Annotated in this window: 22 protein-coding genes; 6 read left to right on the top strand and 16 right to left on the bottom strand. The window is 74.5% G+C overall.

Annotated features, from left to right (window positions below):
- Nucleotides 1–35: 35 nt before the first annotated feature.
- The 10 genes from FJQ57_RS15360 to FJQ57_RS15400 all read right to left on the bottom strand — a co-directional run bounded on the left by FJQ57_RS15360 (nt 36) and on the right by FJQ57_RS15400 (nt 10,595).
- Nucleotides 36–326, bottom strand: a complete 291-nt coding sequence (locus FJQ57_RS15360; protein WP_139981811.1) for a hypothetical protein — start codon at nt 324–326, stop codon at nt 36–38.
- Nucleotides 323–1,012, bottom strand: coding sequence for a dethiobiotin synthase (bioD, locus tag FJQ57_RS15365; protein WP_139981813.1), 690 nt, complete (start codon nt 1,010–1,012; stop codon nt 323–325). Before bioD ends, FJQ57_RS15360 begins: the two co-directional genes overlap by 4 nt.
- Entirely contained in the window at nt 1,009–2,163 is a 1,155-nt protein-coding gene (locus FJQ57_RS15370) for an 8-amino-7-oxononanoate synthase (RefSeq protein WP_246081838.1), read from the bottom strand. The genes bioD and FJQ57_RS15370 overlap by 4 nt, the downstream gene beginning before the upstream one ends.
- A complete protein-coding gene (locus FJQ57_RS15375; protein ID WP_139981815.1) occupies nt 2,160–3,401 on the bottom strand; it encodes an adenosylmethionine--8-amino-7-oxononanoate transaminase in 1,242 nt (413 codons plus the stop codon). Before FJQ57_RS15375 ends, FJQ57_RS15370 begins: the two co-directional genes overlap by 4 nt.
- 7 nt (nt 3,402–3,408) lie before the next feature.
- Entirely contained in the window at nt 3,409–4,494 is a 1,086-nt protein-coding gene (gene bioB, locus FJQ57_RS15380) for a biotin synthase BioB (RefSeq protein WP_139981817.1), read from the bottom strand.
- 332 nt (nt 4,495–4,826) lie between these two features.
- On the bottom strand, nt 4,827–5,426 hold the full coding sequence (locus FJQ57_RS15385) for a pentapeptide repeat-containing protein (RefSeq protein WP_139981819.1): 600 nt from the start codon (nt 5,424–5,426) through the stop codon (nt 4,827–4,829).
- Between the two features lie 9 nt (nt 5,427–5,435).
- Nucleotides 5,436–7,238, bottom strand: coding sequence for an IucA/IucC family protein (locus FJQ57_RS23020; protein ID WP_211348956.1), 1,803 nt, complete (start codon nt 7,236–7,238; stop codon nt 5,436–5,438).
- Entirely contained in the window at nt 7,235–7,795 is a 561-nt protein-coding gene (locus FJQ57_RS23025) for a GNAT family N-acetyltransferase (RefSeq protein ID WP_211348957.1), read from the bottom strand. The genes FJQ57_RS23020 and FJQ57_RS23025 overlap by 4 nt, the downstream gene beginning before the upstream one ends.
- Nucleotides 7,792–9,111 (bottom strand): lysine N(6)-hydroxylase/L-ornithine N(5)-oxygenase family protein, encoded by a 1,320-nt coding sequence (locus tag FJQ57_RS23030; protein WP_211348958.1) that lies wholly within the window; start codon nt 9,109–9,111, stop codon nt 7,792–7,794. Before FJQ57_RS23030 ends, FJQ57_RS23025 begins: the two co-directional genes overlap by 4 nt.
- Entirely contained in the window at nt 9,108–10,595 is a 1,488-nt protein-coding gene (locus FJQ57_RS15400) for a pyridoxal phosphate-dependent decarboxylase family protein (protein ID WP_246081839.1), read from the bottom strand. The genes FJQ57_RS23030 and FJQ57_RS15400 overlap by 4 nt, the downstream gene beginning before the upstream one ends.
- Before the next feature lie 229 nt (nt 10,596–10,824).
- Here FJQ57_RS15400 and FJQ57_RS15405 point away from each other — a divergent pair, with 229 nt between their 5' ends.
- Nucleotides 10,825–12,045, top strand: a complete 1,221-nt coding sequence (locus FJQ57_RS15405; protein WP_139981821.1) for an acyl-CoA dehydrogenase family protein — start codon at nt 10,825–10,827, stop codon at nt 12,043–12,045.
- Nucleotides 12,046–12,740: 695 nt separating this feature from the next.
- Nucleotides 12,741–13,376, top strand: coding sequence for an AmiS/UreI family transporter (locus tag FJQ57_RS15410; RefSeq protein ID WP_139981823.1), 636 nt, complete (start codon nt 12,741–12,743; stop codon nt 13,374–13,376).
- Nucleotides 13,377–13,378: 2 nt separating this feature from the next.
- On the opposite strand, the gene FJQ57_RS15415 is transcribed toward FJQ57_RS15410, so the two are convergent.
- Genes FJQ57_RS15415 through FJQ57_RS15425 form a run of 3 tightly spaced genes read right to left on the bottom strand, consistent with a single transcriptional unit; the run spans nt 13,379 to nt 15,032 of the window.
- Nucleotides 13,379–13,951 carry a GrpB family protein gene (locus FJQ57_RS15415; RefSeq protein ID WP_139981825.1) on the bottom strand — a complete coding sequence of 191 codons (573 nt, stop codon included), beginning with the start codon at nt 13,949–13,951 and terminating at the stop codon, nt 13,379–13,381.
- Complete coding sequence (locus FJQ57_RS15420; protein WP_139981826.1) at nt 13,948–14,130, bottom strand: hypothetical protein; 183 nt, start codon at nt 14,128–14,130, stop codon at nt 13,948–13,950. The genes FJQ57_RS15415 and FJQ57_RS15420 overlap by 4 nt, the downstream gene beginning before the upstream one ends.
- Nucleotides 14,127–15,032 (bottom strand): 3-methyladenine DNA glycosylase, encoded by a 906-nt coding sequence (locus FJQ57_RS15425; RefSeq protein ID WP_139981828.1) that lies wholly within the window; start codon nt 15,030–15,032, stop codon nt 14,127–14,129. The genes FJQ57_RS15420 and FJQ57_RS15425 overlap by 4 nt, the downstream gene beginning before the upstream one ends.
- Before the next feature lie 39 nt (nt 15,033–15,071).
- Between FJQ57_RS15425 and FJQ57_RS15430 the strand changes: the two genes are divergently transcribed.
- Nucleotides 15,072–16,046, top strand: coding sequence for a TAXI family TRAP transporter solute-binding subunit (locus FJQ57_RS15430; RefSeq protein WP_139981830.1), 975 nt, complete (start codon nt 15,072–15,074; stop codon nt 16,044–16,046).
- Here FJQ57_RS15430 and FJQ57_RS15435 read toward each other — a convergent pair.
- From FJQ57_RS15435 to FJQ57_RS15445, 3 genes are all read right to left on the bottom strand, one after another.
- Nucleotides 15,964–17,406 carry a HAMP domain-containing sensor histidine kinase gene (locus tag FJQ57_RS15435; RefSeq protein ID WP_139981832.1) on the bottom strand — a complete coding sequence of 481 codons (1,443 nt, stop codon included), beginning with the start codon at nt 17,404–17,406 and terminating at the stop codon, nt 15,964–15,966. The two genes, FJQ57_RS15430 and FJQ57_RS15435, sit on opposite strands and share 83 nt — an antisense overlap.
- Nucleotides 17,407–17,409: 3 nt before the next feature.
- Complete coding sequence (locus FJQ57_RS15440; RefSeq protein ID WP_139981834.1) at nt 17,410–18,102, bottom strand: response regulator transcription factor; 693 nt, start codon at nt 18,100–18,102, stop codon at nt 17,410–17,412.
- Nucleotides 18,103–18,169: 67 nt separating this feature from the next.
- A complete protein-coding gene (locus tag FJQ57_RS15445) occupies nt 18,170–19,408 on the bottom strand; it encodes an MFS transporter (RefSeq protein WP_425465429.1) in 1,239 nt (412 codons plus the stop codon).
- Nucleotides 19,409–19,720: 312 nt separating this feature from the next.
- On the opposite strand from FJQ57_RS15445, the gene FJQ57_RS15450 reads away from it, so the two are divergent.
- From FJQ57_RS15450 to FJQ57_RS15460, 3 genes are read left to right on the top strand one after another with little or no spacing between them, the layout of a single operon-like run.
- Entirely contained in the window at nt 19,721–20,530 is an 810-nt protein-coding gene (locus FJQ57_RS15450) for a fumarylacetoacetate hydrolase family protein (RefSeq protein WP_139981838.1), read from the top strand.
- The gene (gene gltX / locus FJQ57_RS15455; protein WP_139981840.1) at nt 20,527–21,996 is read left to right on the top strand and encodes a glutamate--tRNA ligase; all 1,470 of its coding nucleotides are present in this window, start codon (nt 20,527–20,529) and stop codon (nt 21,994–21,996) included. Before FJQ57_RS15450 ends, gltX begins: the two co-directional genes overlap by 4 nt.
- Nucleotides 21,993–22,994: a CPBP family intramembrane glutamic endopeptidase gene (locus FJQ57_RS15460; RefSeq protein WP_139981842.1), complete on the top strand. Its 1,002-nt coding sequence runs from the start codon at nt 21,993–21,995 to the stop codon at nt 22,992–22,994. The genes gltX and FJQ57_RS15460 overlap by 4 nt, the downstream gene beginning before the upstream one ends.
- The last annotated feature ends 65 nt before the right edge of the window (nt 22,995–23,059 follow it).

Genomic DNA, 23,059 nt, shown 5'->3' on the forward strand with positions numbered 1-23,059 from the left:
CCGACCCGCCGCACCCGTCCCGGCCAGCCCGAGGGTCAGTCGTCGAGGCCCCAGCGGTCGCTGAAGTCCGCGACCGAGAGGTGCTCGAGCTGCTCGCGCACGCTCTGCAGCGTCCAGGCCAGCTCCTCGGCCGGGCCGCCCGGCACGCGCAGCACCTCCGACCCGTCGCCGCGGCGGCGGACGACCACGTCGCCGGCGCTCGTCGGGTCGTCCGTCCCGCCGATGGAGGCGCTGGCCAGCCGGGCCACGGCCGCGCCCCACCGGCCGAGCCGGCCCCGGCGTACCGGCTCGGCGCGGGCGGCGTACACCTCGCCGGCCGGGGTCACGGAGCGCCCGGCAGCCAGCCCGGTGCGGCCGCGCGGAAGGCCGCCGGGTCGAGGGCGCCCGACCCCGCGGGCACACGACCCCACAGCGGCACGCGGCTGACCCGCGGCAGCTCCTCGGCGTTGACCGACTCGGCGAGGCCGGGGTCATCCGGCCAGGAGCCGATGACGAGGCCGGCGGGCTCGAGGCCGCGGGCACGCAGCGCGCCGACGGTGAGCTCGGTGGTGTTGAGGGTGCCGAGCGCGGGAGCGCAGACGACCACCACCTGCGGGTCGTCGAGGGCGGCGGCCAGGTCGAGCAGCGTGCCGCCGTCGGTGTCGAGGCGCACCAGCAGGCCGCCGGCGCCCTCCACCACCACCACGTCGTACGCCGACGCGAGGTCGCGCACCCGGGCTGCGTGGTCGGCGACCGGCGGCAGGTCGACCCCGGCCCGCCGGGCGGCGGTGTCGGGGGCGAGCGGCTCGGCCAGCTCGGTGAACGTGGTGACGTCGACCCCGGGCCCGGCCAGGTGGGCGACCACGTCGGCGTCGCGGGGCTCGTCACCGGCGATGCCGGTCTGCACGGGCTTGACCACGAGCACCCGGTCACCCCGGGCGGCGGCGACCGCGGCGAGGGCGGCGGTGGTGACGGTCTTGCCGACCTCGGTGCCGGTGCCGGTGACCACGACGAAGCGCGGCCCGCCGCTCACGGCGTCGACCCCGCGTGCTCCTTGACGACCGCGACGAGCACGTCGACCGCGCGGGTCCAGGCGTCGTCGGGGAGCCCCGCCGAGACCGTGACCCGCAGCCGCGAGACCCCGTCGGGCACCGACGGGGGCCGGAAGCAGCCGACCCGCACGCCCTGGTCGAGGGCCGCGGCCTGGGCGGCCAGGGCGATGGTGGGCGACGGCATCGGCACCGAGAGCACCGCGCCCACGGACGGCTCGACGCCGAGCGCGGCCGCGAGGTCGCGCATGCGGGCCTGCACGAGCAGCGGGAGGTCGGGGGAGGAGCGCAGCACCCGGAGCGCGGCCAGGGCCGCGCCGGTGGCCGCCGGGGCGAGGCCGGTGTCGAAGATGAACGGCCGGGCCCGGTTGACCAGGTGGTCGACCACGGCCTGCGGGCCGAGCACCGCGCCGCCCTGCGACCCCAGGGACTTCGAGAGCGTGGCCGTGACGAGCACGTGGGGCGCACCCGCCAGGCCGGCGGTGGCCACCAGTCCCGGACCCCAGACGCCCAGGCCGTGGGCCTCGTCGACCACGAGCAGCGCCCCGGCCTCCTCGCACACCGCGGCCAGCTCGACCAGCGACGCGGCGTCGCCGAGCACCGAGTAGACCGACTCGACCAGCACCATCGCCCGGGTGCATCCGCGCGACCCGGCCGAGGCGAGCGCCCGGCGCACGGCGTCGACGTCGTCGTGGTCGACCACCGCGACCTGTGCCCGGGACAGGCGCACGGCGTCGATGAGGGAGGCGTGCACGTGGGCGTCGGAGACGACGAGGGTGTCGCGGTCGGCCAGCGCGGAGACGACGCCGAGGTTGGCGTGGTAGCCGGTGGAGAAGACCAGGGCGGCCGGCTGCCCGAGGTAGTCGGCCAGCTCGCGCTCGAGGTCGCCGTGCAGGTCGAGGGTGCCGGTGACCAGCCGCGACGCGGCCGCGCCCCCGCCCCACCGCTCGGCCGCCTCCACCGCGCCGGCGACCACGCGCGGGTCGCGGGCGAGGCCGAGGTAGTCGTTGCCGGCCAGGTCGAGCGTCGGGTCGTCGGGCCCACGGTGGGCCAGGGCCCTGACCAGGCCGGACGACTCACGGGCCGCCGCCTGCTCGGCCAGCCACGCGGTCCAGGTCGGCGCGACCACGTTCACGCCACCTCCGCCGCGCGGCGCAGGGCCCGGCAGATACGGTCGACGTCGTCGTCGCTGCAAGCGAAGGGCGGCATCGCGTAGACGAGGTCGCGGAAGGGTCGCAGCCAGACGCCCTCGGACGCGGCCGCGTCGGTGGCCGCGACGACGTCGACCGGGTGGTCGAGCTGCACGACCCCGACCGCGCCGAGGGTGCGCACGCCGGGGAGGCCGGCCAGGCCCGCCTCGAGCCGAGCGCCGATGCGGGCCACCTGGGCTCGCCAGTCGCGCGCGTCCAGCAGGTCGAGGGAGGCGAGCGCGACCGTGCAGGCCAGCGCGTTGCCCATGAACGTCGGCCCGTGCATCAGCACGCCCGACTCCGAGGCGGAGATGCCCCGGCCGACCTCGTCGGTGCACAGCGTCGCGGCGATGGTCAGGTAGCCGCCGCCGAGCGCCTTGCCGACGCACATCACGTCGGGCACGACGCCCGCGTGGTCGGCCGCCCAGCGCTCGCCGGTGCGCCCGAACCCGGTCGCGATCTCGTCGCACACCAGCAGGAACCCGTGCTCGTCGCAGACCTCCCGCAGCACGCGCAGGCACGCGGCGTCGTACACCCACATGCCGCCGGCGCCCTGCAGGACCGGCTCGACGACGACCGCGGCGACCTCGTCGCGGTGCTCGGCCGCCAGGCGACGCACGTCGGCCGCCCAGCCCTCCACGTCACCGCCCGGTGCCGGTGGCCGCGGCGCGAACAGCTGCTCCGGCAGCACCCCCGCCCACATCGCGTGCATGCCGCCCTCGGGGTCGCACACGCTCATCGCGCCGAACGTGTCGCCGTGGTAGCCGCCGCGCACCGTGAGCATCCGGGTGCGCCCCGGGCGGCCGCGCCCGCGCTGCCACTGCAGCGCCATCTTGAGCGCCACCTCCACCGAGACCGACCCGGAGTCGGCGAGGAAGACCCGCTCGAGCCCTCCCGGGGCCAGGTCGACCAGCCGCTCGGCCAGCCGTACGGCGGGGGCGTGGGTCAGCCCGCCGAACATCACGTGCGCGAGGTCGACCGACCGCAGCGCGGCGTCGAGCTCGGGCACGGCGTACCCGTGCACGGCCGCCCACCACGACGACATGCCGTCGACCAGCTCGGTGCCGTCGTCGAGCCGCAGCCGCACGCCGGACGCCCCGGTCACGACGCGGACCGGCGTCGGGTCGGTCATCGACGTGTAGGGGTGCCACACGTGCTCGCGGTCGTAGGCGAGCAGGTTCATGCGGTCCTCAGGCGTTGGGGGCGAGCTCGGTGCCCGCGCCGCGGCGCCGCTTGGCCGGGTCGTGGGAGGCGCCGGCCTCGGGCAGGCCGGCGGTGTCGGCCTCGGAGCCCAGCACGACGAAGCCGTTGTCGCGGATCAGCTCGAGGTCGGCCTCGGCGGCCTGGCCCTCGGAGGTGAGGTAGTCGCCGAGGAAGAGGGAGTTGGCGACGTGCAGGGCGAGGCCCTGGAGGGAGCGCAGGTGCATCTCGCGGCCGCCCGCGATGCGCACCTCCTTGTCGGGGCACACGAAGCGCGCCATGGCCAGGATCCTCACGCAGCGCTGGGGCTCGAGCTCCCAGGTGTTCTCGTACGGCGTGCCGTCGAACGGCATGAGGAAGTTGACCGGGATCGAGTCCGAGCCCATCTCGCGCAGCGCGAAGAGCGCCTCGACCAGCTGCTCGTCGCTCTCGCCGAGCCCGGCGATCAGGCCGCTGCAGGCCGACAGGCCGGCCGACTGCGCTTTGCCGACGGTGTCGACGCGGTCGGCGTAGGTGTGGGTCTGGACGATGTTGTCGTGGTGGGACTCGGCGGTGTTGATGTTGTGGTTGTAGGCGTCGACCCCGGCGTCGCGCAGCCGCTCGGCCTGGCCGTCCTTGAGCAGGCCGAGGCAGGCGCAGACCTCGACCTCGGGGTTCTGGCCCTTGATCGCGCCCACCATGTCGGCGACCCGGTCGATGTCCTTGTTGGTCGGGCCGCGGCCGCTGGAGACCATGCAGACCCGGGTCGCGCCGCCGCGCACGCCGGCCGCGGCGGCCTCGAGGGCCTCGTCGGTCTGCAGCCACTTGTACTTCAGGATGTCGGCGGTCGAGCCCAGCGACTGCGAGCAGTAGTTGCAGTTCTCCGGGCACAGGCCCGACTTGAGGTTGACCAGGTAGTTGACCTTGACCGTGTTGCCGAAGAAGTGCCGGCGCAGCCGCCCGGCCGCGGCCACCAGGTCCAGCAGCTCGTCGTCGTGGGCCCGCAGCACCGCCAGCGCGTCGTCCTCCGTGGCGGGCTTGCCGTCGAGGACCTGGGTGGCCAGCTGGTCGAACCGGGAGGTGCTGGTGGCGCTCATGGGCGCCAGTATGCCGAGCGGGGTGCTCGCGGGCGTCGGTGGTCCAGCGGCCGGGCCGGTGGGGGTGGGGGTCGGCCGGGCCGCGGAACACCCGGTCGACCGGGTGTTCCTCAGCTGGACGGGCAGTTCCCCCGCTGGGAGGGCGGTGCACTGCCCGCCCAGCGCGAGGACTGCCCGTCCAGCTCGCCTCGCCCACCGCCTCGCCCACCGCGCCGCCCCACCGCGCCGTCCACCGCGCCGTCCACCGCACCGTCCACCGCGCCGCCCATCGGACCGTCCACCGCGCCGCCCACCCCAGGCCCACGACGGACCCGGACGGCCGGCGTACGCCGTCAGGCGGGCGCGTCGAGGTCGACGACGGCCCCGGTGCGCTCGGCCAGGGCGATCGCGCCGGCGAGGTCGACCCGGGCGCCGCGGAGCACGGTCTCGTCGAGGTCAGTGCCGCCGAGCGTGGCGCCGCGCAGGTCGGCACCCGACAGGTCGGACCCGCGCAGCGTGGCCCCGTCGAGCCGGGTGCGGGCGAGCGAGGTGCCGACGAGCGAGGCGCCCGACAGGTCGGCACCGGTGAGGTCGCAGTCGGTGAGGTCGAGGCCGGCCAGGTCAGCGCCGCGCGCGGTGACGTCGCGCCAGATCCCGTCGACGACCTTCATCGGCCGCAGGGTGCACCGGTCGAAGACCGAGCCGGTCATCTTGCAGGCCTCGAACGTGGCGTCGAAGAAGCTCGTGCCGGCGAAGGTGCAGGCCACGAAGGCCGAGTGCGTGTGCCGTGAGGCGTTGAACCGGCAGGCCCGGAAGACGCACGACTCGAAGTGCGCGCCGGCCGTGGCGGCCTCGGTGAGGTCGACGTCGACGAAGGTCACCCCGACGTGCCGCACCGCGCCCAGGTCGTCGCCGTACCAGTCCTCGCCGGTGATGCGCTCGTCCGTGGCCACCGACCCACGCTAGGGCCTCGCACCAGGTCGGGCCAGGGGGTTGGCCAGCGTCCCGGCGTACATCAGCGACGACGCCTGGTCGGTGATGTCGACCATCTGCAGCGTGTTGCGCAGCTGCAGGCGGTTGAGGCAGGAGTGCGCGAACTCGGGGCGCAGCAGGTCGTACGCCGCGGCCGCACCGGCCAGCTCGGGGTGGTCCTCGGCGTGGCGGCGCACGCAGGCGGCGACCTCGGCCCAGAACGCCTCGACGTCGAGCACGCCGTCGACGTGCAGGATGGCCGCGAGGTGGCGCAGCACGCCGTCCATGACGTCGGTGTGCAGCGCCAGCGCCTTGACGTCGTCGTCGACCTCGACCCGCACCCGCTCGACGTCGGGCGGCAGCTGCTGGTCGCCCATCACCGCGACCTCTTCGCCCACGTCCTTCATCAGCGCGCGGACGGGCACGTGGTCGCGGAGCACGAGCACGAGGTTCTCCCCGTGCGGCATGAACGCCAGGTCGTGGGCGAGCAGGCAGTGCACGAGGGGGCGCACGTAGGCCTCGAGGTACGACGCCAGCCAGGCCCGCGGGTCGAGGCCGGACGCCTCGACGAGCGCGGCGGCGTAGGACCGTCCGTCGTGGTCGCGGTGCAGCAGCGAGGCCATGGTCGCGAGCCGTTCGCCCTCGCCGACGCGGGGCGCCGGGCTCTCGCGCCACAGCGCCGCCAGCATCTTCAGCTGGGGCGAGCGGACGCCTCGCTCGGCCGCGAGTCCGTGGTAGGCGTCGCCGGTGTAGCCGATCGCGGCCCGCTCGCGCAGCACGCTGAACCCGCACGCGGCCAGCGTCGGGTCGGCCGCGACGAGGTCGTGCACCCAGTCGTTGATGGCCGGAGTCGGGCCCATGTAGGCAGGGGAGAGGCCGCGCAGGAACCCCATGTTCTGGATGGCCAGCGCGGTCTTGACGTAGTGCCGCTCGGGCCGGTCGAGGTTGTAGAAGGTCCGGATCGACTGCTGCGGCTGGTAGGCGTCGGGGCCCTCGCCGAGCAGCACGAGGTCGCGCCGGGCCAGGTCGGGCGCGAAGGTCACCGCGACCTTGTTGGTCCACTGCCAGGGGTGCACCGGGAGCAGCAGGTAGTCGGCCGGGTCCAGGCCGAACCCGGCCAGCCGCGCGTCGAAGCCCGCGCGGACCTGGGGGTCGAGCTCGCCGTCGTACAGCGTCTGCTCGGTGAGGCCGCCGCCGAGCGAGAGCCGCGTCAGGCTGCGGCGGGCCGCCAGCCAGGCCAGCCGGGTCGGGGCGCCGGCCTCGGGGGCGTGCGCGAGGTAGTCGTCGAGGCCCCAGCCGACGCGGCCGTTGTTAGCCAGGAACGCCGGGTGGCCCTCGGTCATCGCCGCCTCCACCTCCTGGTAGGTCGCGTCGAGCAGGTCGGCGGCCGTGGCGCGGGCGTGGGCGTGCTTCCAGGCAGAGGACTGGATCGTGGCCGCGAGCTCCTCGAGGTAGACCGGCAGCAGCGCGTCGGGCACGCCGAGCAGCGGCGCCATCTCCACCACGAACGCCTGCACGTCGAGGTCGGCCGGCTCGCCGTCGACGGTCCGCCCGACGCTGGCGGGGTCGACGGCCCAGTGCTCGAGCGGCAGCCGCTGCGCGGTGAAGGTGTACGACGCCCGCCCGTCGGGGCTGTCGAGCCGCCACCCGCCGTCGGTGCCGGCGGCGGTGTCAGGTTCCGGGGCCAGCAGCCGCTCGTGGGTGAGCTCGCTGACCGCCTTGGTCACCAGGTGCCGCTGGACGGCCGCGAGCGTCTCCGGGGTCAGGTGGTCGGCGGTGGGGAGTGCGCTCACCGGTGGGCCTCCCAGCGCTCGCGGGTGCAGAACGAGAGCGCTGCTCGCTTGGGCGGTGGGCCGGGCAGGTCGACCTCGCGGGCGACGACGAACCCGGCCTCGGCGTTGAGGCGCTGGATCCGCTCGTTGCGCACGTCGGGCTCGACCACGACCCGTGCGACGGCGGGGTCGGCGAAGCAGTGCGCCACCACGGCGGCGAAGACGCGTCGGGTGTGCCCGGGCACGGCGGGCCCCTCGGGCGGCGCGACCAGGACGTGCATCCCCAGGTCGCCGTCGCGCACCTCGGGCAGGTCGGCCAGGCCGACCTCGGGCGCCCGCCGCGGGTCGTAGGTCTCGGCCAGGAAGGCCGGCTCCCCGTCGACCCGCCCCAGCCAGGCGTCGTGGTGCGGGTGCTCGGCGATCGCGGCGTACTCGTGCACCACCTCGGCCCGGGAGGCGCCCTGCATCAGCCAGTACGCCGAGCGCGGGTGCGTCACCCAGGCGTGCAGGCGCCCGGCGTGCTCGTCGACGGCCGCCCGGTCGAGCGGCTCCAGGCTCGTGGTGGCCAGGGCCCTCACGACGGCACCCGCAGGTGGTCGGGGACGCCGAAGCTCTGCACGGCCACCCGCTTCTCCAGCGGGTAGACCTCGCGGCCGGTGATCGCGGCGATGATGACCGAGCTGCGGTAGGCGCCCATGCCGAGGTCGGGCGCGACGAAGCCGTGGGTGTGCTCCTCGGCGTTCTGGACGAACACCTCCTGGCCGCTGCGGTCCACGGCGTACGTCGAGGACGCGGCGAAGCGGCCCTGCTCGTCGAGCACGAGCCGGTCGCGGACGCCGTCGAGGAACGCCGGCGGGGCCGACGCGGCGGCGTACCCGGTGGCGAGCACGAGCCCGTCGGTGGTGACCGCGAAGTCCTCGCCGGTCTCGGTGTGGTGCAGGTCGAGGCGCACGCCGTCAGGCGTGCGCTCCCCGCCGACGACCTCGGTCGAGGCCACGAGCGTCGTGCGCGGGCCGTGCCCGGTGACCCGCAGCTGGTAGTGCAGGTCGGAGATCCGGTCGACCAGGTCACCGCTGATGCCCTTGTAGAGAGAGCGCTGCTCGCGGACCAGATCGGTGCGCACGTCGGCGGGCAGGCCATGGAAGTAGGCGGTGTACTCGGGCGAGGTGAGCTCGAGGGTGAGCTTGGTGTACTCCATCGGGAAGAAGCGTGGGCTGCGCGTCAGCCAGGTCAGCTCGTAGTCGTGCTCGGGGCTGGCGGCCAGCAGGTCGTGGTAGACCTCCGCGGCGCTCTGCCCGCTGCCCACGACGGTGATCGCCCGCCGCTGCAGCAGGTCGGCCCGGTGGGTGAGGTAGTCGGCCGAGTGGCAGACGCCGTCGACGCCCAGCAGGTGCTCGACCGCCGCGGGCACCCGCGGCCGCGAGCCCACGCCGAGCACCAGTCGCCGCCCCCGGAAGACGTCACCGCGAGCGGTGCTCACGACGTACGCCGACCCGTCGTGCTCGACGGCGACGACCTCCTGCCCGAACCGGACCGAGCCGACGCCCTCGGCCGCCCAGCGGCAGTAGTCGTCGTACTCGCGGCGCAGGGGGTAGAAGGACTCGCGGACGTAGAAGGCGTAGAGGTGGCCTGCCTGCTTGAGGTAGTTGAGGAACGACCAGCGCGAGGTCGGGTCGGCCATCGTCACCAGGTCGGCCAGGAACGGCACCTGCAGAGTGGCGTCGTCGAGCATCATCCCGGGGTGCCACGACACCTGGTCGCGGGCCTCGAGGACGACGACGTCGAGGTCGTCGACGGGGTCGGCCAGGCAGGCCAGGCCGAGGTTGAAGGGGCCGGCGCCGATGGCGACGACGTCGTGCACGTGCTGGTCCTGCTCGGGTCGAGGAGCGCTCACGCCACGTCCTCCTCGTCGTCGAGCAGCTCGGTGGCGATCGCGACCAGCGCGTCGACCACGCCGACGACGTCGTCGGCGGTGGCCATCGGGTTGAGCAGGGTGAGCTTGAGCCAGGCGTGGCCGTCGACCTTGGTCGAGGCGACCATGCCCTGGCCGCGCGCGTGCAGGGCGGCGCGCACGAGGGGCACCAGGCGGTCGGCCTCGGCGACGGACAGGCCGGCCGGGCGGTAGCGCCAGACCACCGTGCTCAGCTGGGGGTCGGCGGCCAGCTCGACGTCGTCGCGGGCGGCCAGCCGCCGCCCGACCTCGGCGGCCAGGTCGACGACGGTGTCGACGTACTCGCCCACCCGGTCGGCGCCCATCACGCGCAGGGTCATCCAGAGCTTGAGCGCGTCGAAGCGCCGCGTGGTCTGGATGCTCTTGTCGACCTGGTTGGCGCTGACGTGCACGCCGCCGCGGGGGTTGAGGTAGTCGGCGTGCCAGGTGACGTGGCCGAGGTGCCGGGCGTCGGCCACCACCAGTGCGCTCGAGCTCACGGGCTGGAACCACGTCTTGTGGTAGTCGATCGTCACCGAGTCGGCGGCCTCGATGCCGGCCAGCCAGTGCCGGCGGGTGGTCGAGGCCAGCAGCCCGCCGCCGTACGCCGCGTCGACGTGGAACCACGCGCCGTGCGCCCTGGCCAGCGCCCCGACCTCGGGCAGCGGGTCGACGGCGCCGAAGTCGGTGGTGCCGGCGGTCGCGACGACGGCCGCCACGTGGTCGCCGGCCGCGGCGAGGCGGGCGAGGGTGGCGGCGAGGGCCACGACGTCCATCCGGCGGCGGTGGTCGACGGGCACGGTGACCACGGCGTCGTCGCCGAGGCCGAGCAGGCGGACGGCCTTCTGGACGCTGAAGTGGCCGTCGGCCGAGGCGACGACCCGCAGCCGGGTGGCGTCGGCGCCGGAGGCGAGGGCGTGGTCGCGGGCCAGCAGCAGGGCCTGGAGGTTGGACTGGGTGCCGCCGCTGGTGAAGACGCCGTCGGCGCCGGGCCCGAACCCGAGCCGGCCGGCGGTCCACTCGACCAGTCGCCGCTCGATGAACGTGCCGCCCACGCTCTGGTCGAAGGTGTCGAGGCTGGAGTTGACCCCGCTCACGAACACCTCGGCCAGCAGCGCCGGGATGACGACCGGGCAGTTGAGGTGCGCGGCGTACGTCGGCTCGTGGAACCACACGGCGTCGTCGAGGTAGAGGCGGGTCACCTCCTCCAGGGCGGCGTCGACGTCGAGGAGCGGGGCGTCGAGGTCGACGTCGGCCACCGGCTTGGCCGCCTGCGCCGGGGCGACGCCGGTCGAGGCCCGACCCTCCGCGCGGGCCAGCGCCGCGGTCAGGTGGTCGACGCCGCGACGCATCGTGGCGGCGTACATCGCGGCGTGCCGGGGGTGGAACAGGTGCGAGAGCGGGTGCACCTGGTCGACGCCAGGGCTCTGGGCAGGGGGAGCAGCCACCGGTGGGTCCTTCCGAGAGGTTAGGTAAGCCTCACCTTATGGGTGCTGCACGGGTTGGCGGCAAGCAGGCCGGGGTGCGAGCGCGGTCACAGCGTGGCGGGGCGCCGCCGAGCCCGGGATCGGGAGAACCTGTCGCCCCCCGGGGTGGTGCGGCCGCCCAAACTGGATAAAGTCGGTCGAGTTACACACCCATGGCTCCCGGCGGGAGCGCGAGTCCAGGAGGACCAGCATGACCACCACCCCCGTCCGACCCGGCACCGGCAGCCCGGTGCGCCCCGGCTCGCCCGAGCTCCGCGCCCTCCTCGACCGCATCTCGGTCGACGCCGACGTGCGCGACCGTGACCGCGTGGCGCCCCACGAGCAGATCGCCTGGGCCAAGGAGGCCGGTCTCGGCCGCCTGCGGGTCCCGGTCGAGCAGGGCGGGGCCGGGGCGAGCGTCCGTGAGTTCTTCGCCACCCTCATCGAGCTCGCCGAGGCCGACTCCAACGTCGCGCACATCCTGCGCACGCACTACTGGTTCGTCGAGCAGCAGCTCATCGCCCCCGACCCCGAGGCGAAGGCCCGCGGCCTCGCGCTCATCACCGCGGACCAGCTCGTCGGCAACGGGTTCAGCGAGCAGAGCAAGCACGCCGTCGGCCTGCGCTTCGACACCACGCTCACGCCCGACCCCGCCGGGGGCTTCCGCCTCAACGGCACGAAGTTCTACTCCACGGGCACCCTGTACTCCGACCACACCCAGATCTGGGCCGCCGCGCCCGACGGCAAGATCGCCGGCGCGGTCATCCCGCTCGACCGCGAGGGTGTCACCGTCGAGGACGACTGGGACGGCTTCGGCCAGCGCCTCACCGGCACCGGCAGCACGCGGCTGGACGACGTGCACGTGCGCGAGGAGGAGTTCTTCGACCTCGGCGACCCCGACGAGCTCGACCCCGGCTACAACGGCGCCTTCCTGCAGCTCTACCTGCAGGCCGTGACCGCCGGCATCCTGCGCAGCGTCCGCAACGACGCCGTCGCCTGGGTGCAGAAGCGCTCGCGCAACTTCGGCCACTCCGGTGCCGCGACCGCCGCCGAGGACCGCCAGGTGCTGCAGGTCGTCGGTGAGATCTCGGCCGACGTCTTCGCCGCCGAGGCCATCGTGCTCGCCGCCGCCGACGTCATCCAGGACGCCTTCGACTCCGTCGTCGACGGCGCCCCCACCCCCGAGGCCACCGAGGCCGCCCAGCTCGCCGCCGCCCAGGCCAAGGTCGCCCTCGACCGCTTCTCCTACGCCACTGCGGCCAAGCTCTTCGACGTCGGCGGAGCCTCGGCCACCCAGAAGGTCCACAACCTCGACCGGCACTGGCGCAACGCCCGCACCGCCTCCACGCACAACCCGACCTTCCTCAAGGCCAGCGCCATCGGCGACCACCACGTCAACGGCGCCGGGTTCCCCGGCAACGCCTACTTCTGACCCGATTGGTCGCAGACCGGCGGCCCTGCGCAGCGGCCCCGCGTCGCTCTCGCAGGGCTGCCGCGACCTGGTACGGCGGGGCCGATCCCACCCCACGATGGTCGAGGAAGGCGCGCTGGCGCCTGTCTCGAGACCACTCACCGGCTGCCGTCGCGTGGTCTCAAGACGGGACTTCGTCCCTCCTCGACCACCGTGTGGTCGCTCCTGACCTGGCGCCACGGTGGTCGAGGAAGGCCGCCTGGCGGCCTGTCTCGAGACCACTCACCGGCTGCAGTCGCTTGGTCTCGAGACGGGACTCCGTCCCTCCTCGACCACCGTGTGGTCGCTCCTGACCTGGCGCCACGGTGGTCGAGGAGGGCGCGCTGGCGCCTGTCTCGAGACCATTCACCGGCTGCCGTCGCGTGGTCTCGAGACGGGACTTCGTCCCTCCTCGACCACCGTGTGGTCGCTCCTGACCTGGCGCCACGGTGGTCGAGGAAGGCGCGCTGGCGCCTGTCTCGAGACCATTCACCGGCTGCCGTCGCGTGGTCTCGAGACGGGACTTCGTCCCTCCTCGACCACCGTGTGGTCGCTCCTGACCTGACGCCACGGTGGTCGAGGAAGGCCGCCTGGCGGCCTGTCTCGAGACCACGCAGCCCCAGCCGACGTACCCGACCCCACCCCGCGTCCCACCCGAACCCCGAAAGGCCCCATCCATGTCCTCAGTCGGACTGCTCTTCGTCGGAGCCGTGCTGTTCGTCAACGGCCTCCTCCTGCTCGGCCACGTCGACCCCAAGACCGCCGGCGTCTTCAACCTGTTCGTCGGGGCGCTCCAGACGGCGATCCCCTTCTACCTCATCGCGACCGCGACCTCGCCCGACGTCGTCCTGTCGGCGGCGGGAGTGTTCATGTTCGGGTTCACCTACCTGTACGTCGGCATCAACAACCTCGCCGGCTTCGACGGCCCCGGCCTGGGCTTCTACTCCGCGTGGGTCGCGATCATGGCCGTCGGCTTCGGCGTCACCAACCTGGTCCGCTTCGACGACACCGCGAGCGCGCTGCTGTGGTTCCAGTGGGCGGTGCTGTGGGGCCTGTTCTTCGTCGTCATCGGCCTCGGCCAGGCGCAGTGGACGACCTTCACCGCCTGGCTGACGCTCATGCTGTCGTTCACCACCTGCACCGTGCCGGGCTTCGTCTACCTGCTCGGCGAGACCGTGCCGGCCTGGGCCGTCGCGGCCTCGATCGTGCTCACCGCGGTCGCCCTGGCCCCGCTCGCCCTGCGGGCCCTGCGCGACGGCGGGTCGACGGCCGTCGAGCCGTCGGCGCCCTCGCCGGTGGCCGTGCCTGCCTGAGCTCAGACGTGGGCGGCGGTCCACCCCGTGGCCGCCGCCCACCGCTCCGCGGCCGCGATCACGAGGTCGCAGGCGGGGTCCTTCACCGCGTGGTAGGCGTCGACGTCGTCGGGGTGCAGCTGCGCCAGCGCCCGCTTCACGCGGGCGTAGGCCTCGGCGGCCTCGGCGTCGGCCCGCAGGTAGTCGCGGAACAGCAGCGCGTAGCGGTGGTTGGCCCGTCCGGCCTGCCGCACGTGCAGGTGGGTACCACGCCAGCCGGCCGGCGCGCGGTAGTACCGCTTCTCCCACCCGGACGGGTCGCCGGCCCCCGGCGGCGGGTGGTCCGCGGTGATCTCGCTCCGCTCGGAGCCCAGGGTCGCGAAGCCCGCCTCCACCCGCGGGTCGTCAAGGTCGGCCACCGTCACCTGCACGTCGATCACGTCCTTGGCCGCCAGGCCGGGCACCGAGGTCGACCCGACGTGGTCGACGGCCAGCGCGGCCGGGCCGAGCGCGTCGCGCAGCACGCCCGCCACCCGCTCGAACTCGGCCGGCCAGCCCTCGTCGTACGGCTCGATGACGATGCTGGGGGAGGTCATCGCTGGCGCGATGCCCGGCGGAACCCGAGCACCCCCACCAGGACCGCGAGCACGCCGAGGACGACCAGCAGCAGCGTGGGCTGCTCGCTCGAGGCCCGACGCGCCAGGGCCAGGACGAGGACGCCGACCCCCACGCCGCCCAGCAGCGAGAACAGCCGGGCCTGGGTCTCCGCGCTCACGCGCGCACCCTAGCCGCGGGCACGGTCGGGGCCAGGTCGGCCAGCACCCGGTCGCAGACCTCGACCAGCGCGGCCCGGACGGGCGCGGCGCGCTCGGCGAAGACGAGCTGGGCCTCGGCGTAGGCACGCTTGCCCTCCGCCGTCTCGACCGGCACCGGTGACCACTGCTCGCCGGTGTGGTCGAGCACCACCCCGCCGAAGTCGTACGGCGCCGCCCGCATGTCGAGCACCCGGATGTCCCACGCCAGCTCGAAGGCGTCCAGCACCAGCTCCGACGGCACGAGCGGCGAGAGCCGGAAGGCGTGCTTGTAGAGGTCCATCCCGGCGTGGAGGCATCCCGGCTGCTCGAAGTCGGCGCGGTCGTCGCGGCCGGGGGAGAGCGTGTTGAGCGGGCGGGCGGGCTCGGTGAAGAACCGGAACGCGTCGAAGTGCGAGCACGCCACCCGGTGCGACTCCACGACCCGGTCGGTGCCGGCACCGCCGAGCCGCAGCGGCCAGGCGTGCCGGGTGCCGGGGCCGCCCTCGTCCGCCCGGTAGACCATCGCCCACTCGTGCATCCCGAAGCACCCGGTGTGGGCGGGCCGGGCCGCCGTCGCGGCGAGCAGCCGGCGCAGCGCGAGCACCAACGGCCGTTGCGTGGCGGCCCACGACGCCGTGACGGTCCCGTCGGCGTACCCCTTCAGCCCGTCGTACGCCGGCGCGTCGGCCAGCCGCGCGCCCCAGCCGGGGTGCCAGCGGCGCAGCTGGGCGGGCCGGTGGGAGTAGTAGGTGAAGAGGAAGTCGTGGACGGGGTGCTGCTCGCCGGCGTCGCGACGGGCCAGGTGGGGGGCCACGAGGCGGTCGACCCGGGCCGCGTGCGCAGCGGCGCGGGGTTCCCACTCCGCGCGCGCCAGGGTCTCCACGACCGTCAAGCGTAGGCGGGACCGTGGGATGCTGCCCCGGTGACCAGGGTCGGTCGACGCACCGTGCTGCTCGCCGGGGCGGGTCTGCTCGGCGCCTGCGGTGGTGACCCGTCCTGGACCGGGGCCACCGGCCGGCTGCGACTGGCCACCGGCAACGCCGGCGCCGTCTTCTTCCGGTACGGCGAGGCGCTGGTCGCCGAGGCCGCCGCCCGCGTGCCGGGCCTGGAGGCCGCGGTGGTGCCCTCGGGCGGGTCGGTCGACAACGTCCGCCTGGTCGCCGGGGGTCGCGCCGACGTCGGGTTCTGCCTCGGCGACACCGCGCTGCTCGCGCTGGCGGGGGACGCGCCGTTCGACGCGCCGCAGCGGCTGGTGGCGGTGTGCCGCCTCTACGACAGCTTCCTGCAGGTCCTGGTGCGCGCCGACTCCGCGGTGCGGTCCGTGCGCGACCTGGCGGGCCGGCGGGTCGAGGCCGGCCAGGCCGGGTCGGGCACGCGCCTCGCGGTCGGGCGCGCGCTGGCCGCCGCCGGCCTGCGGCCCGGGGAGGTCGAGCTGGGCGCCGACGACCTCGCGACCGGCCTCGCCCGGTTGCGGGCCGGCCGCACCGACGCCCTGTGCTTCGTCAGCGGCTACCCGATCCCGGCGATCGTCGAGGCCGGTCGCACCCTGCCGCTGCGCGCCCTCGACCTCGGGGCCGTCGTGCGCCCGATGGCCGAGCGGTACGGCGCGCAGTACGTCGCCGGGCCGCTGCCGGCGGGCGGCTACGGCCTGCCCGCGAGCGTCGAGACCCTCTCGGTCAAGACCTACCTGGTCGCCGCGCCCGACCTGCCGGCTCCGGTGGCCGAGGCGGTGGCCGGCGTCGTCTTCGGCCGCCAGGACGCCCTGACCCGCCGGGTGCCCGACGTGCGGCAGCCGACCGTCGCCGCGGGCGTCTTCACCGAGCCGCTGGACCTGCACCCGGGGTCGGTGCGCTGGTTCCGGGAGCGGGACCGGTCGCTGCGGCCGCCGGGAGCCTGACCCGCACGCGCAGCCCGGGGTCGCCCGGGGCGATCTCGACCCGCCCTCCGGCGTCGCGCACCCGGGCCACCACGATGGCCAGGCCCAGCCCGGTGCCCTCGACGTCGGCGTGCCGGTCGAGCCGCCGGAACCGCTCGCCGAGCGCGGCCGCCTCCGCGGCGTCGACCCCGGGGCCGGCGTCACGCACCTCGAGCAGCCACGCACCGTGGTCGTGCCCGTCGGCGGCGAGCCGCACCGTGACGGCAGCTCCCTCGGCGTACTTGCCGGCGTTGTCGAGCAGCGCGTCGACCACGGTGGGCACGAGGTCCTCCTCGAGCACCGCGGGCGCGGTCGTGGGCTCCACCTCGAGTGCCAGCAGGTCGCCGAACAACGGCCGCCACAGCTGCACCCGCTCCCCGAGCCGGGTGACGACGTCGACGGGCACCGGCGTCCGGTCCGACCCGCCCGCGCGGCTCACCTCGACCAGGCCCTCCAGGGCCCGGCTCATCCGGTCGGTCTCGGCGAGGACGGGACCCAGGTCGAACGGGTCGTCGGGCCCGCCGGCGCCGCGACCCTCGGCGGCGGCCGCCACGGCCAGGTTGTCCAGGCGCAGGCGCAGGGCGGTCAACGGGTTGGCCAGCTGGTGGGAGACGTCGCTGACCAGGTCGCGCTGCTGGCGCTGCGACAGCTCGACCCGTTCGGCCATCGTGTTGAACGCCGCGCCGAGCCGCCGCAGCTCCGGCGGCCCGACGGTGTCGACGCGCACCGAGGCGTCGCCGTCGGCGAGCCGGCCGGCGCTGTCCTCGAGCCGCCGCACGGGCCGGGTGATCCACCCGACCAGCGGGATGGCCACCAGCCACCCGACCAGGCCCAGCACCAGCAGGCCGAGCGCCGCCACCCACGCCGTACGCCGCGCGACCGCGTCACGCACCACGCCGGTGTCCTGCACGAGCACGACCGCGCCGAGCACCTGCGCGTCGCGGCCGACCGGGGTCGCGACGACCATCCGCTCGGTCCGCCACGGCCACGCTGCCGGCGGGGGAGCGGTGGGGGTGCCGTCGAGCGCCGTGGCGACCGCGGCGTCGAGGTCGTCCGCCGCGGCCGGTGCCGAGCCGGCCACGACCGTGCCGTCGGCGTCGACGACCCACACCCGGGCCCCGTACACCTCGTCGTAGCGCTCGAGGTCGGGCTCCAGCCCGGCCGGCCCGCCCTCGTCGAACCCGGCGGCGGCCAGGGTGGCGAAGCGGGTCGCCGCGGCCAGCCGGTCGGCGTGCAGGGCCGTCGTGCGGCCCTCGGCCCACCCGGTGAGCAGGGGGACGGCCAGGCTGGTCAGGAGGGCGGCGAGCAGCACCAGGGCCAGCGCCAGGAGCCGGCGGCGCACGCCTCAGCCCTCCTCGACCAGCAGCCGGTAGCCCACCCCGCGGACCGTCTCGATCCGCGCCGCCGAGCCGAGCTTGGCCCGCAGGGACGCGACGTGCACGTCGAGCGTGCGGCTCGCGCCGACCCAGGTGGTGTCCCAGACCTCCTCCATGAGTGCGGCCCGGCTCAACGGACGACCCGCCCCGCGGGCCAGGGCGAGCAGCAGCTCGCACTCCTTGGCGGTGAGGCCGACCGTGCCCTCGGGCGTGTGCAGCTCGCGGGTCTCGACGTCGAGGTCGACCGGCAGGTCGGGCGCGGGCGGGGCCACCGCCGCTCCCGTCGTACGACGCAGCACGGCCTCCATCCGGGCCAGCAGCACCGGGAGGCTGTAGGGCTTGGTGACGTAGTCGTCGACGCCGGCCCGCAGGGCGCCGACGACCGAGCTCTCGGCCCGGCGGGCGGTCAGGGCCACGATCGGGACCCCCGACCGCTCCCGGATGCGGGCGCACAGCCACAGGCCGTCGTGGTCGGGCAGCCCCATGTCGAGCAGGACCAGGTCGAGCCGGTCCTCCTCGGCCGCGCCCGCGGCGTCGTCGGGCACCAGGTCGAGCCCGGCCCGCGCCGTGCCGGCGTGCCGCACCGACCAGCCCGCGACCTTGAGCCCCTGGGTGAGGCCGGCGGCCACGCCCTCGTCGTCCTCGACCACCAGGACCCGCACCGCGACCCCCTCCACCGGCCCGACCGACGGACGCACCCTAGGACATGACCGGCGGAGGGAGGGGCGCTCAGACCCGGGCCGCCTCGCGGGACCCGGTCGAGAGGCCCTGCTCGGCGTCGAGGGCCGTGGGCGCCTTGTTCTTGAGGAAGAAGACGTAGACCACGAGCGAGGCCGCGATGGCGACCGTCACGTAGATCGCGAACGCGCCGGTGGCCTCCCGCGACTTGGCCGCCTCGTAGACCAGGGGCGCGGTGCCGCCGAAGGCCGAGTTGGCCAGCGCGTAGCCCAGGCCGACGCCGAGGGCGCGGACGTGGGCCGGGAAGAGCTCGGCCTTCACGATCGCGTTGATCGAGGTGTAGCCGGTGAGCAGCACGTAGGTGCCGGCCAGCATCGCGAAGCTGCCGAGCGGCGAGGTGACCTGCGGCAGCAGGGTGATGAAGGCGTAGGTCCACAGCACGCCGCCGATGCCGAACGCGACCAGCAGCGGCTTGCGGCCGACCTTGTCGCTGAGCAGCCCGCCCAGGGGCTGGATGAGCATGAGCAGCACCAGGGCGGCGAAGTTGATCCAGGTCGCGGTCATCCCGGCGTCGGCGTAGGCGCCCTTGACGATGCTCGGGCCGGTGACGCTGTAGGTGTAGAAGGCGATGGTGCCGCCCATGGTGACCAGGAAGCACAGCGCCAGCTGGCGCGGGTAGGCGGTGACCAGCTCGACCAGCGAGCCCGACCTGCGGGCGGTGCCCTCGTCGAGCTCGGGCAGCGACTCGTCCATGGCCGTGCGCAGCCACAGCACGACCACGGCGCTCACGGCGCCGAACGCGAAGGCCACGCGCCAGCCCCAGGCCTCGATCTGCGCGTCGGTCAGCAACGACTGCTGGAGCAGCAGCATCAGCTGCGCCAGCACGTGGCCGCCGACGAGGGTGACGTACTGGAAGGAGGAGAAGAAGCCGCGGCGCCCGGGCGTCGCCGCCTCCGACATGTACGTCGCGGACGTGCCGTACTCCCCGCCCGTCGCGAAGCCCTGCAGCAGGCGGCACAGCACGAGGATGACGACCGCGGCGGCCCCGATGGACTCCCGCGTGGGCGTGACCGCGATGACCAGCGACGAGGCCGCCATCAGGCTGATGCTGAAGACCAGCGCGGGTCGTCGTCCGTGCCGGTCGGCGAACCGGCCGAAGAACCACGAGCCCACCGGCCGCATCACGAAGGTCACCGCGAAGATGGCCATCGTGTAGATGCCGGCGTTGGGCTCCTCGTCGCCGAAGAACTGGGTCTCCAGGTAGGCGGCGAAGACCGTGTAGACGTACACGTCGTACCACTCGACGAGGTTGCCCAGCGCGCCGCGCACGGTGTTGACCACGGCCCGCGCCGTGCTCGGCGGGCCTCCAGGTGTCCGGGGGCTCTTCGTGCCGCTCGCCATGGTCTCGCTCCTCTCGCCGCCCGGGCCGGCGGCTCGGGGTCCCTCGACGCTAGGTGTGACCGTCGCCACGCGCCGAGCGTCGGAGCCCCGGCTTTACACACACTTTGCAAACCCGGCCGCCACCGCGGGGCCACCGCCCGTCCCGCCGCCCGTCCCACCGCCAGGGCCGGACCGACGGCGGCCGCTCGCTAGGGTCGAGCCGTGCGCATCGCGAGGTTCACCACAGGCGAGGAGCCGTCCTTCGGCGTCGTGACGGGCGAGCTCGACGAGCACGGGCAGCTCGACGAGGACGCGACGGTCGTCGCGCTCGCCGGCGACCCGTTGTACGTCGGCATCAAGCTCCTCGACCAGGAGCACCGGCTCGCCGACGTACGCCTGCTGGCGCCGGTGCTGCCGCGCAGCAAGGTCGTCGGCATCGGCCGCAACTACGCCGCCCACGCGGCCGAGCTGGGCCACGACCTGCCGAGCTCGCCCCTGATGTTCTTGAAGCCCAACACGAGCGTGGTCGGGCCGGGCGACCCGGTCTTCTACCCCCCGCAGACCGAGGACCTGCACTACGAGGGCGAGCTGGCCGTGGTCATCGGCCGCATCTGCCGCGACGTGCCGCCCGAGCAGGCCACCGACGTCATCTTCGGTTACACGATCGGCAACGACGTCACCGCCCGCGACCTGCAGAAGAGCGACGGGCAGTTCACCCGCGCCAAGGGCTTCGACTCCTTCTGCCCGCTCGGGCCGTGGATCGAGACCGACCTCGACCCGGCCGACTTCGGCGAGGGTCGCCGCGTGCAGACGTTCCTCAACGGCGACGTGGTGCAGGACGGCTCCACCGCCGACATGATCTTCGACGTCCCCACCCTGGTCGCCCACGTCTCCAGCGTCATGACGCTGCTGCCGGGCGACGTCATCCTCACCGGCACCCCCGAGGGCGTCGGTCCCATGCAGGTCGGCGACGAGGTCGAGGTCTCGATCGCCGGCCTCGGCTCGCTCACGAACAGGATCGCCACCCGATGAACGCCGTCCGCGTCCGCTTCTGCCCCTCCCCGACGGGCTCGCCCCACGTCGGCTTCGCGCGGGCGGCCCTCTACAACTGGGTCTTCGCCCGCCACCACGGCGGCACCTTCGTCTTCCGGATCGAGGACACCGACAAGGCGCGCAGCACCGAGGAGTCCTACGAGGGCATGCTCGGGGCGATGCGGTGGCTCGGCCTCGACTGGGACGAGGGCCCCGAGGTCGGCGGCCCCTACGCCCCCTACCGGCAGTCCGAGCGCGAGCACCTCTACCGCGAGGTGCTGGCGCAGCTGGCCGCCTCCTCGGCCACCTACGACTGCTTCTGCACCACCGAGGAGGTCGACGCCCGCCGCAGGGCGGCCGGCTCCAAGGTGCAGGGGTACGACGGGTTCTGCCGCGACCTGACGGCGGAGCAGCGGGCGGCGTTCGAGGCGGAGGGCCGCTCGAGCGTGGTGCGGTTCCGCATGCCCGACGGCGCGATCACCTGGGACGACCTGGTGCGGGGCGAGGTGTCCTTCGACACCGAGCACGTGCCCGACTTCGCGCTCTGCCGGGCCAACGGCGACCCGCTGTACACCCTGGTCAACCCGGTCGACGACGCCCTGATGCGCATCACCCACGTGCTCCGCGGCGAGGACCTGCTCTCCTCCACCCCGCGCCAGATCCCCCTCCACCAGGCGCTGGTCGACCTCGGGGTCTCCGAGGCCGTGCCGCAGTTCGGGCACCTGCCGCTGATCATGGGCGAGGGCAACAAGAAGCTCTCCAAGCGCGACCCCCAGGCCCACCTGTTCGCCTACCGCGACGAGGGCTTCCTCCCCGAGGGCCTGCTCAACTACCTCGCGCTGCTGGGCTGGGCCATCAGCGGCGACCGCGACGTCTTCACGCTCGAGGAGATGGTCGAGGCGTTCGACATCGCCGACGTCAACCCCAACCCGGCGCGGTTCGACGTCAAGAAGGCCAACGCGATCAACGGCGACCACATGCGGATGCTGCCGCTCGACGTCGTCACCGACCGCGTGCTCCCGTTCTTGAAGTCCGCCGGGGTCGTCTCCGACCCCGTCAGCGACGCCGACGCCCAGCTGCTGGAGCAGGCCATGCCGCTGGTGGCCGAGCGCATCAACAAGCTCACCGAGGCCGCCGACATGCTCGGCTTCCTCTTCGTCGACGAGGAGCAGTTCACCCGCGACGAGGCCGACGTGGCCAAGCTGCTCGACGGGGACGACGGGGCCGGGCGCGAGGTCGTCCGCGCGTCGTACGACGCCGTGGCCGAGCTGCCCACGTGGTCGACCGCGGCCATCCAGGAGGCGCTGCAGCGGGTGCTGGTCGAGGAGCGCGGGCTCAAGCCGCGGGTCGCCTTCGGCCCGGTGCGGGTCGCGATCACCGGCCGCCGGGTCTCCCCGCCGCTGTTCGAGTCGATGGAGCTCCTCGGGCGCGACCGGAGCCTGGCCCGGCTCCGCAGCGCCTCGTGAGCCTGCCCCAGCCGGCGGGGGAGCCGGGCACGGCTCCCGGGGCCGACCCCGAGGCCACCGAGCTCGCCTACCACCGGCTGCTCCGCGCCGGCCGGCCCGGTCGTCCCGGTGGCGCCGGGTGGTCGGTGCTGGCGGCGCTCGCCGCCCTGCTCGCCTTCCTGCTCGCGCAGGTCGTGGCCACCATCGGGTTCGGCGCGTACGCCGCCGCGCGCGGCGACGACCTCGTCGCCGCGGTCGCCCCCTCGACGTTCTCCCCGCTCGGCCTGGCCTACCTGCTCGCCTCCATCGCCCTGTCGATCCCGGCGGTCCTCGTCGGCGCCTGGCTGGTCTCCGGCATCCGGCCCCGCTTCCTGACGTCGGTGGTCGGGCGCCTGCGGTGGGGGTGGCTGGCGACCTGCCTCGGGGTGTCGCTGGTGGTCTTCGTGCTCACGATCGTCGTGGGTGGCCTGCTCCCGACCGGCGGCACCGCGACGAGCGCCGACGCCCAGCTGGGCGACGTGACGAGCACGACGTGGCAGTTCCTGACCATCCTGGTCGTGCTCGGCCCGCTCCAGGCGGCCGCCGAGGAGTACGTGTTCCGCGGCTTGCTGGCCCAGGGCTTCGGCAGCCTCGGTCGCAACCTCCAGGTCGCCCGCGTGGTCGCCGTGGTGGTGCCGGCGGTCATCTTCGCGCTGCTGCACGGCACGCAGTCCGCGGCGGCCTTCGTCGACCGCCTCGGCTTCGGGCTGGCCGCCGGGGTGCTCGCCATCGTCACCGGCGGTCTGGAGGCGGGCATCGCCTTCCACGCGGTCAACAACTACCTCGCCTTCGGCATCGCGATCTTCTACGACGACCTCGAGGCGGCGCTCGAGGCGCAGGGTGGCAACGGCTGGGACGTCGTGGTGAGCCTGGTGAAGTACGCGCTGCTCCTGGGGCTGGTGCTCGCGGCCGCCCGGGCCACGGGGCTGCGCACCACCGCGCCCCGAACCGAATTGGTGGCCCCCGGCCCCCGCGTGTAATCTTCCTGATCGGTCCTGGGGCCGGTCGCGAGGCCGGTCAGCAGCGGCCGAACACTGGTAAGTCA

It is taken from the genome of Nocardioides litoris (genome assembly GCF_006346315.1).
GTDB lineage: Bacteria > Actinomycetota > Actinomycetes > Propionibacteriales > Nocardioidaceae > Nocardioides > Nocardioides litoris.